The following is a 9,244-nucleotide window of genomic DNA, read 5'->3' as shown; positions in this document are numbered from 1 at the left end:
CCCCCTCCCCCCTCTGCGGGGGAGGGTGCCTGCGGAGCAGGCGGGAGAGGGGGCGACCTCTCCGGATACGGCGCGGCCCTCTCCCGACCCTCGCTGACGCGAGGGCCACCCTCCCCCGCAAGGGGGGGAGGGAAGGGGCGTTGGTGCCTGCCCCTCCTTGCCCTCGCGACAACCCTCTCCGGCTGCATGGTCGGGCCCGATTACTCGCGCCCGTCCGTGGAGACGCCGCTGGCGTTCAAGCAGGGGGGGATGCGCGAGGACAGCGTGGCCCATGTCGCCACGCGGAAGGGGTGGCGCGCGGCGCAGCCCAATGACGGGGCCGAGCGCGGCGATTGGTGGCGCGTGTTCCGCGATCCCGCCCTCGACCGGCTGATCCGGCTCGTCGACGTGGACAACCAGAACCTGCGCGTCTCCCTGGCCTCCTACGACCAGGCGCGCGGCCTCGTCGCCCAGGCGCGCTCGGCGCTCTACCCCACGGTCATCGGCGCGCCGACGATCACGCGCTCGCGCACGCTCGGCACCGAGCGCACCTCGGTCTCGCTCCAGGCCCAGGCCTCGTGGGAGCTCGACCTGTTCGGCCGCATCCGGCGCAACATCGAGAGCGAGGTCGCCAATGCTCAGGCGAGCGCGGCGGATCTGGCGGCCGTGCGCCTGGCGATCCAGTCCGAGGTCGCCACCAACTATTTCAGCCTGCGCTACCAGGATTCCCTGCAGCGCCTGCTCGACGAGACGGTGGAGGCCTACAAGAAGAGCCTCGCCATCACCGAGAACCAGTACAATGCCGGCGTGGCGGCCCGTTCCGACGTGATCACGGCGCAGACGCAGGTGCAGTCGACCCAGGCCCAGGCCATCGCGGTGGGGCTGCAGCGTGCGACCTTCGAACACGCCATCGCGACGCTGATCGGACGGCCGCCCTCTGAATTGTCCCTGCCGAAGGGAAGTCTGCCGAAGGCACCGCCCGCGGTTCCGGTGGGCATTCCCTCCACCCTGCTGGAGCGGCGCCCGGACATCGCGCAGGCCGAGCGCAGCGTGCAGTCCCAGAGCGAGCAGATCGGCGTCGCCGTGGCGGCCTTCTACCCGACCCTGGTCCTCTCAGGTTCGGGCGGCGTCTCGGGGCTGACCAGCAACGGCGTCTTCTCGGCCGCGAACCAGGTCTGGTCGGTGGCCGCGGCCGGCAGCGAGACCCTGCTCGATGGCGGCGCCCGCACCGCCGCCGTGCAGATCGCGAGAGCCGCCTACGACGCCACGGTGGCGACCTACCGCCAGACCGTGCTCACCGCCTTCGCCGAGGTGGAGAACGGGCTCGCCGGCGTGCGCATCCTCGCCCGCCAGCAGGCGGCGCAGGAGGAGGCCGTGGCCTCGGCCCGCCGCGCGGTGGAGATCACCCTCAACGAGTACCGGGCGGGTACCCAGAACTTCACCACCGTCATCACCGCCCAGGCGTTGGAACTGAACAACGAAGTGACCGCCCTGCAGGTGCGGCTCAACCGCTTCACCACGGCGGTGAGCCTCATCCGGGCGCTGGGCGGCGGCTGGGACGTGCGCAGCCTTCCGACACCCGACGAACTCAAGGGCGACCGCCTGCCGATCGACCGGGGACAGGCGGTCCGCACGGACGAGTGATCGCTGCCTTGCACCATCGGTCGGAACGGCGCAGGGCATCGGCGGTTTGACCGGCGTCGCCGCCGTCGATGCCCGGAGTGTCCCGTCCCATGATCCATCCCGATGCCACAGTGAACGACGGCAAGCAGCCCCGCGCCAACGACGAGGTCAGGACGGCGCCGGCATGTACCCTCGTCATCTTCGGGGCGGCCGGCGACCTGACGAAGCGCCTGCTGATGCCGGCCCTCTACAACCTCGCCTCGGACGGCCTGCTGGCGGACGGGCTCAAGATCGTCGGGGTCGACCATAACGACCGCACGAGCGAGCAATGGCGCGACGACCTCTCGCAGGCTATGCAGTCCTTCACCGAGGACCACACCTCCGAATTCCATCCGGACTCCATCGATCCCGCCCATTGGGGCTTCATCCGTGAGCGCCTGACCTTCACCAAGGGGGATTTCGAGGCGGCGGAGACGTACCAGCGGCTCGCCCGGGACATCGGCGGCAATGCGATCTTCTACCTCGCCGTCTCCGCCCGCTTCTTCGGCCCGGTGGTGGACCATCTCGGCGCCGCCGGCCTGCTGAAGGAAGGCGAGGGCGCCTTCCGCCGCGTGGTGATCGAGAAGCCGTTCGGCACCGATCTCGCCTCGGCGCGCGCCCTCAACGCCCGCATCCTGAACCAGGCCGACGAGAGTCAGGTGTTCCGCATCGACCACTTCCTCGGCAAGGAGACGGTGCAGAGCATCCTGGCGCTGCGCTTCGCCAACGCCATGCTGGAGCCGATCTGGAACGCCCGCCACATCGACCACGTGCAGATCACCGCCGCCGAGACCATCGGCGTGGAGCAGCGCGGCGGCTTCTACGAGCCCACCGGTGCGCTGCGCGACATGGTGCCGAACCACCTGTTCCAGCTCCTGTCCATGGTGGCGATGGAGCCGCCCGGCAGTTTCGATGCGGAGGACATCCGCAACGAGAAGGCGCGGATTCTGGAGGCCGTGCGGCCGGCGACGCCGGACCGGGCGGTGCGCGGCCAGTATGCGCCCGGCGAAGAGCAGGGGCATGCCGTGCGGGGCTACCGCGAGGAGGCCGACGTCTCGGCCGATTCCCGCACCGAGACCTACGCGGCCCTGACGCTCACCATCGACAACCCGCGCTGGGCCGGCGTGCCGTTCTACCTGCGCACCGGCAAGCGCCTGACGGGGCGCCTCACCGAGATCGCCGTGCATTTCAAGCCGCCGAGTCACGGCCTGTTCGCGGGCACCGCTCTCGCGCCGAACGTCATGCACCTCCACATCGACCCGGACCAGGGGCTGAGCACCCAGTGGAACGCCAAGCGGCCGGGGCCGGACATGCGCCTCGGCGCGGTCACCTCCTCCGTGCGGTTCGGCGATTTCTTCGCCGAGGCGCCGAGCGTCGGCTACGAGACCCTGATCTACGATTGCATGGTCGGCGACCCGACCTTGTTTCAGCGGGCCGACGCCATCGAGGCGGGCTGGGCCGCCGTCGATCCCCTCATCCAGGCCTGGAGGGATGCTCCGGTAGAGACCTATGCGGCGGGCAGCGACGGACCCGCGGGGGCGGAGGCCCTGCTCGCCCGCGACGGGCGGGCCTGGCTACCCCTCGCGGAGGTGTGAGGCTCGCGCGTCAGGACCTGTTTGAGATGTTCTTCCGAGGCTTCCCCTCAGGATGAGTGCGGCGGGGCCTCGTCCTCGGTTTCGTCCTCGTCGGTGGGGATCGCATAGCGGTCGGTGAGCCAGCGGCCGAGGTCGATATCGGCGCAGCGGGTCGAGCAGAAGGGCTGGAACTCCGCCTGCGCGGGCTTGGCGCAGACCGGGCACGGCTCCGGCTTGCGTTTGGGGGGAACGGTCCCGCTCATGCCATCGCCCCCCAGGCTTGCCGCACGGGAAAGCCCTCGCCGTCGAGGAGGCTGATCGTCTCGTAGAGCGGCAGGCCGACCACGGCGCTATACGAGCCGACGAGCTTGACCACGAAGGAACCGGCAAGGCCCTGGATGGCGTACCCGCCGGCCTTGCCCCGCCACTCGTCCGAGGCGATGTAGCTTTCGATGTCGCGGCCGGAGAGGCGCTTGAACCGCACCCGCGTCTCCACCACGCGCTCGCGGCGGTTGCCCTTGGGGGAGAGCACGCACACGGCCGTATAGACGCGATGCTGGCGCCCGGAGAGCAGGCGCAGGCAATCCGTGGCCTCGTCGGCCAGTTCCGCCTTCGGCAGGACGCGCCGGCCCACGGCCACCACCGTATCGGCCGAGACGATGTAGCTGTCGCGCATGTCGTCGCGACGTCGGGCGGCGTCCCCCGCCACGTCGAGCTTGGTCCGGGCGAGGCGCCGGGCGAGTTCGCGCGGTGCTTCGGACGTGTTGGGGGTTTCGTCGATATCGGCGGGCAGCAGGGCGTCGGGTTCGAGGCCCGCCTGCTGCAGCAGCGCCAGCCGGCGCGGCGAGGCCGAGGCGAGAACGAGACGAGGGCCGAGGCGGGGCGACCCGCCGGAGGCGTCGTTCATCGTGGCGTGCGTGCCGCCCTGCGCGGAGGAGATATCCATCGGTGCTTTTTGACAATCCGCATGCTGGGGATGGGCGCCGTGCCGAAGGGGCGAGCCGACCCGGTCGCGCGATGGGCCGGATCAATGGGCCGGACCGGCCTATACGCTATCGGAAAGCCCGCCCCTTGGGAACGTGAACCCGCGCGGCACGCCGCGACGAGACCGTGGACAAAGCGGGCCGCTCTGATATGGTCCGCCCCGCTGAAGGGCCGGAACTCGCCTGTCGAGACCGTTTCCGTCTGTCGGCACGCGGGCGTAGTTCAGTGGTAGAACGTCAGCTTCCCAAGCTGAATGTCGTCGGTTCGATCCCGATCGCCCGCTCCAAAAATTCTAGTGATTCCAATCGCTTAGGCTGGGCCGAGAATTCCTGGAATTTCGTTGATAGCACATCGATACCACTCCGATACCACTTTAATGGTAGGCGTTGTGGTATCAGCCTCCCCGAGCTTATGATCTCGGCCTCGCAGGCATCGGGGGCCCGGAGCTCCGCGATTGCCTTCCTATGGGCACGATCCAACCGTGCGGAAATTGCATCGTCCAGCTTTTTGGGGCGCGTCCATGTATGCCCCGCTGGCCGGTTACTAAGTGCTAGGAGAGTTCGAGCCTCAGATGCGGTTGATGCGCGCAGCATTTGATCGGGTCCGGCCACTCTCCAAGCGCACCGCCGCGAAACATTGACCCTAGGCTGGTACTCCCAAGGCCTGTATTGCCATCGTCCGGAAGTCGGCGACCATGGCCTCGACGGATGCCCGATCCGGCAGGGTCGCGAGATCGACTCGGCGCCGCACGACGCGGAACGGACCTTCCGGGTGCGGAACCGTCGTTCCGTCGACATCCGGCCGAGGGCCGCGCTGCCAGACCCAATTGAACCAGTTCTTCGATACCCCCTGGTCGCAGAGCCACATGTAGAGCCACAGCGATGAGGTGCAGGCCTCCGCCGGCTCGAAGCGTGTGGGATCGACCTCGCCTTCCTCGTCGTAGCCATCATGCCCACTGTCGACGCAAACGCGAAGCTCCACCATCCATTCACCGGTCTTTGGGGCATTCCGGTCGGCGCCCCCGGGCAGGAACAGGAAGCAGGCCTCGGCCAGCGGTAGGAAGTCCCAGGCCCAGCGCTTCATCGGATCGCCGGTCAGTTGCGGCGGCGGATCGCCGACCCTTGGACGCCACGCATAGAATTCGTGCTCGGGGAAGGCGGCAAGCACAATCTGCGCGAGGTCTAAGACGCGACGCTGGTAAGACCAGACGAGCCTGTACGCCTTGCGTACGTCGGTCAGGGCCTCGGCGAGCGCGGGATCCACCTCGGGCATGCGTCACATCCTTCGTAGGGAGTCGTGGGATGCCGGCCCCGAGCGCATGGTCTCAACGCGCGCAGGCCAGCCGGCGAGTGGATCTGGATGAGCCCCACGGTCCTGCCGCGGTTCATCCGGTACCCGAAGAGAGCGGGTTGCCAACGCCTCCTGCGACCGCTCGAAGGCTGCCTGCTCCCGTGCGAGACTCTTCATCTGACGAACGTGGAGGTGGCCATGCAGGGCGAGCGCGTCGAGAATATCCTCGACGATGCGACGGTCTCGATCGTGGAGCACCAGCTGCGCCAGCGTGTCCGTCAGGTCGCGCCAGTCCATCGCGACCGCGCGGAAATCTTCGGGCATTGGATCTTGATGTGTGCCCAGGATCGAGGCGACCTCCATGGGCGGCGCCCTGCCCCACCTGCCAACGGCGAGGAGTACGACGTCCCTGTCGGGATCTTCGTCGGGGTATGTCTCCGCATGGGCGCGCCATTCCCGCCCCCATTGCCAGCGGTCATGTCCATCCCCGCGTTTGCATTCGACGACGAGATCGATGCGTCGCGGTGGATCGCCGATGTCGAATCGCATGAAGATGTCGGGCTCGACGCTCCGGACGCCGGCGACCGTGGTCAGTGACCATCCGGGCCAGAACTGTGCCTCCGTCAACCGGATTGGCGGGGTGCCGACAGGCAACTCGGCGCGCGTCGCGCATCTCAGGATGGCCCAGAGGAGGACCGGATCGAGGTACGCAAGACGCGAGAAAACCGCAGCCGTCAGCGGATCCTCAGTGCTACGGAAGATGCTTCTGAACGAGTCCCCTGGCCGCGCCGTATCCGGCAGCCGACGCCCCTTTCCCCCAAGGATGGCCCTCAACATGTAGCCCCCATACGTTGTAATGCTTGGCCATCATCAAGAGCAACGCCCGTCTTTGCTCTTGAGCTATCCAACTACGGACGACGGCTATGTCTTGGCAATGCTCAAAGGAGTTTGGTCGACGTTATGGCGTGAGCTGTTCGTGCGGCCTTCATCTCCATCGCCGAAGGCGCTCAGACCTCCATTCGAACGGATATCCGACCCACCCTCTTTCGTTCCGTCGCCTAAACCACCGCAACAGAGCGGCGACGTCCGCCGTAGAGAAATCCCGACAATGATTCCGCCGGATCGTTGTGAAAGCTCCGAGGTTAACGGGCAATGTGGGTGCCTGCTCTCCCCAATATAAAAATTCTTCGGACAGCAGGACGCGGTCAGTTATACCGGTATCGTTCTTCAGAAATTCCTGGTTCACAACACCCCCAACCTTGCTGTGCCGGGAATCCGCCTGGATCCAGGGGCCATCAGCCGAGGAGCGATGATAGATGTTATCGCCGAACCTCTGCATGAAGCTACCGTTGACGATGGGTTTTTTCGGGGCGAAACGAGGATCGCGCCAGTAGGCGTCGTAATTTGTGATCTCCGTCACGCGCATAATGAAAACCGCGCGCCCGCGGTAGCGATACCCCGATGCCCCCATGCCGAGCACCCAGTCACCAACCTGAGCGTTCTTGCGAATGAGCGGCTTGCAGGTGGCGAGGGTCAAGACGCCGTAGAACGGGTTTGGCGCGAAGCCGTGGTCCTGCGCGACGGTGTAGCACCAGACGGTCATGTCAACCTCAGCACTTCTTCTTTCGCGGCAATTGCTGGGGTGGCCTAGGGCTTCCGTCGGGCTCCTCCCACACCGGCTCCTTGCCGAAGACGGCCTTCCGGATCTTTTCGCCATTGTTCTCAACGGCCCCGCTGCCGACCCGGTCGAGCGATGGCGGGACAGACAGGCCCTCGCACCCGGTCAGCCATACGCCAACGACCCGTTTTCCCGCCTGGGCTGCAGCATCGACCAACGCCGCGACCTGGGGATCAGCAATGCTCTCAGGGCAGAGCGGGATGACAACGACGTCCGCAGCCGCCAGGCATGCCTCGAAATCACCCAGCTTGATGCGATCCGCGCAGACAAGCGTCCCGCCGAGGGCTTCGATAAGATCTCGCAGCGCGCCGACCTCCGCTTCTCGGCCCGGAACCGGGCAGACGAAAACGCGGTCGCCTTTCACGTCGATTGGCATTGCTAACCCTCTGCGTGTGGATATTTCTACCTTAAGTAGATATGGCCCTGGTCGGAGACTCTTCAATGTTGGTGAGATCGCGAAACGTGAGCTTTGCGACCGTGGAGGGCATTGGCGCCGTGATGGAGGCGGGTGATGAGGTCACGGTCGGTGAACATAGGACGAAGGAACTTATCCATCAGGTCACGGTCCTGGAGCGGCCGCTTGAACGGTTTCTCTTTGTGCCCGAGCGTCGCAACGATGTCTTCGCGCAGATCGCCGAGGCGCTCTGGGTCGTCGCGGGGCGCGACGATGTCGAATGGCTATCCCGCTACCTAACCCGTGCCAGTGAGTTCTCGGACGATGGGGGACAGACCTGGCGAGGGGCATACGGCCCCCGGCTTCGGCGGTGGCGTCCGCCGGCCGGCATAGACCAGTTAGCTCACGTCAAGCGCATCCTGAGCGAGGACCCTGCAAGCCGCAGGGCCGTCATGAGCCTTTTCGACCCCGAAATAGACCTCACCGCGACCACCGATATCCCATGCAACAATTGGCTGAGCTGGATCATCCGTGACGGACGGCTCCACCTCGCCGTGGCTGTCCGGAGCAACGACGCAGTATGGGGTTTCTCGGGGGCAAATGCATTCGAGTGGAGCGTGCTACACGAGATGCTGGCGCATTGGCTTGGCGTGGCCGTTGGACGGCAGACATGGATCGCTTCCTCCTTCCATGTCTACGAGCGGCACTGGTCCCGTGCGGAGCGCATCGCGGAAAGCTTCCACGGTCTGACTCCATATGATTTCGGCATCACCCGCGCGGAGTTCCGAACCCCGTGGGACGCTTTCGTCCCGACCCTCTTAGCGTGGTTCGAGGCTGAGGCGGCGATGGCCGACGATCCGGATGCGCCGATACCTGAAGGGACTGCCGTGGCGGACCCGTTCCTGCGGGCTTGCCTCCAGGCGCTGAGGGTCCGGTGTGGGTCCGTTTCTTGGGGTGAAGAGAGGCTTCGAGCCGAACTTTCAGCACTGCCCACCACGGATGTTGCCGCGGCGGTTTGGGAGCACTTCTCGCGAAATGCGCCCGACCGGCTGTCCGCCCTGAGATCTGGAGGGCTGGCCGACTATTTCGCCGCCACCACCATGCAGGGCGCCACGGACCAGCGCTTCAAGCAAAGCATCAAACGATTGCATGCGCGCAAGGACCGCCTCTACGGGGCAGCCTGGAAACGGCGTGGCGAACTCGTTAGCGTGCTTCCGAATGTAGCGCGGAAGATAGACCGGTTGGAGGTGTTCCTGCGGGACGGCTACCGGGCCGGCGACGAGGCTGTTCTCGATACCGCCATCGACCTTTACGTCTACGCGACGAAGTACAGGCTTCTCCTGGAGGAGCGAGACGATCCCTCTGGCCTGCTGCCCCCCGACGCGGCGGTCCCGTTTAGCGACCACGATGCGAACTTCGAGGGATTGATCGACCGCGACGGCTTTGAGGCCGGGGATGCCGATCCTGAGCCCGCGATACGGAATGCAGTGGAAATCTTCGAGAGGCTCTGGCACTCGGCAACCGATGGTGCGAGCTTGACGGTCATTCGAGACCTTTCGGATCAATTACGTGATGCGGCGCGCCGTATCGTAGCGGATTCGGCGTGCGTAAAGCCGGCGGCCGTACGTGCGTTCGTGGCCGCAGAAGCGGTTTCCCGGGAAGGGGGTGAACAGTCTTGACGCC

General features: G+C 66.2%; 9 protein-coding genes and 1 tRNA gene. 5 read left to right on the top strand and 5 right to left on the bottom strand.

Going from position 1 to position 9,244, the window contains the following annotated elements; genetic code table 11:
• The first annotated feature begins 186 nt into the window (after positions 1-186).
• Complete coding sequence (locus ASF08_RS21140; RefSeq protein WP_056149220.1) at positions 187-1,623, top strand: efflux transporter outer membrane subunit; 1,437 nt, start codon at positions 187-189, stop codon at positions 1,621-1,623.
• Positions 1,624-1,712: 89 nt separating this feature from the next.
• Entirely contained in the window at positions 1,713-3,236 is a 1,524-nt protein-coding gene (gene zwf, locus ASF08_RS21135; protein WP_056149218.1) for a glucose-6-phosphate dehydrogenase, read from the top strand.
• 47 nt (positions 3,237-3,283) lie between these two features.
• On the opposite strand, the gene yacG is transcribed toward zwf, so the two are convergent.
• Positions 3,284-3,478 carry a DNA gyrase inhibitor YacG gene (yacG, locus tag ASF08_RS21130; protein WP_056149216.1) on the bottom strand — a complete coding sequence of 65 codons (195 nt, stop codon included), beginning with the start codon at positions 3,476-3,478 and terminating at the stop codon, positions 3,284-3,286.
• Positions 3,475-4,122, bottom strand: a complete 648-nt coding sequence (locus ASF08_RS21125) for a Maf-like protein (RefSeq protein ID WP_056149258.1) — start codon at positions 4,120-4,122, stop codon at positions 3,475-3,477. Before ASF08_RS21125 ends, yacG begins: the two co-directional genes overlap by 4 nt.
• 288 nt (positions 4,123-4,410) lie before the next feature.
• On the opposite strand from ASF08_RS21125, the gene ASF08_RS21120 reads away from it, so the two are divergent.
• Positions 4,411-4,485: transfer RNA gene (locus tag ASF08_RS21120), tRNA-Gly, on the top strand.
• A gap of 356 nt (positions 4,486-4,841) precedes the next feature.
• Here the strand turns inward: ASF08_RS21120 and ASF08_RS21115 are convergent.
• Positions 4,842-5,471, bottom strand: coding sequence for a hypothetical protein (locus tag ASF08_RS21115; RefSeq protein WP_056149215.1), 630 nt, complete (start codon positions 5,469-5,471; stop codon positions 4,842-4,844).
• Positions 5,472-5,687: 216 nt separating this feature from the next.
• On the opposite strand from ASF08_RS21115, the gene ASF08_RS25110 reads away from it, so the two are divergent.
• A complete protein-coding gene (locus tag ASF08_RS25110; protein WP_156629683.1) occupies positions 5,688-6,086 on the top strand; it encodes a hypothetical protein in 399 nt (132 codons plus the stop codon).
• A 388-nt stretch (positions 6,087-6,474) separates the two neighbouring features.
• On the opposite strand, the gene ASF08_RS21105 is transcribed toward ASF08_RS25110, so the two are convergent.
• Both ASF08_RS21105 and ASF08_RS25105 read right to left on the bottom strand, forming a co-directional pair.
• Entirely contained in the window at positions 6,475-7,092 is a 618-nt protein-coding gene (locus ASF08_RS21105; RefSeq protein ID WP_056149211.1) for a hypothetical protein, read from the bottom strand.
• Between the two features lie 7 nt (positions 7,093-7,099).
• The gene (locus ASF08_RS25105; protein ID WP_156629682.1) at positions 7,100-7,543 is read right to left on the bottom strand and encodes a hypothetical protein; all 444 of its coding nucleotides are present in this window, start codon (positions 7,541-7,543) and stop codon (positions 7,100-7,102) included.
• Positions 7,544-7,629: 86 nt separating this feature from the next.
• Here ASF08_RS25105 and ASF08_RS21095 point away from each other — a divergent pair, with 86 nt between their 5' ends.
• Positions 7,630-9,240 carry a thymidylate synthase gene (locus ASF08_RS21095; protein ID WP_162238984.1) on the top strand — a complete coding sequence of 537 codons (1,611 nt, stop codon included), beginning with the start codon at positions 7,630-7,632 and terminating at the stop codon, positions 9,238-9,240.
• Positions 9,241-9,244 lie beyond the last annotated feature (4 nt).

This window comes from Methylobacterium sp. Leaf85 (genome assembly GCF_001422125.1).
Lineage (GTDB): Bacteria > Pseudomonadota > Alphaproteobacteria > Rhizobiales > Beijerinckiaceae > Methylobacterium > Methylobacterium bullatum.
The sequence above is the reverse complement of the archived record's forward strand: the minus strand, read 5'-3'. Positions and strand labels throughout refer to the sequence as shown.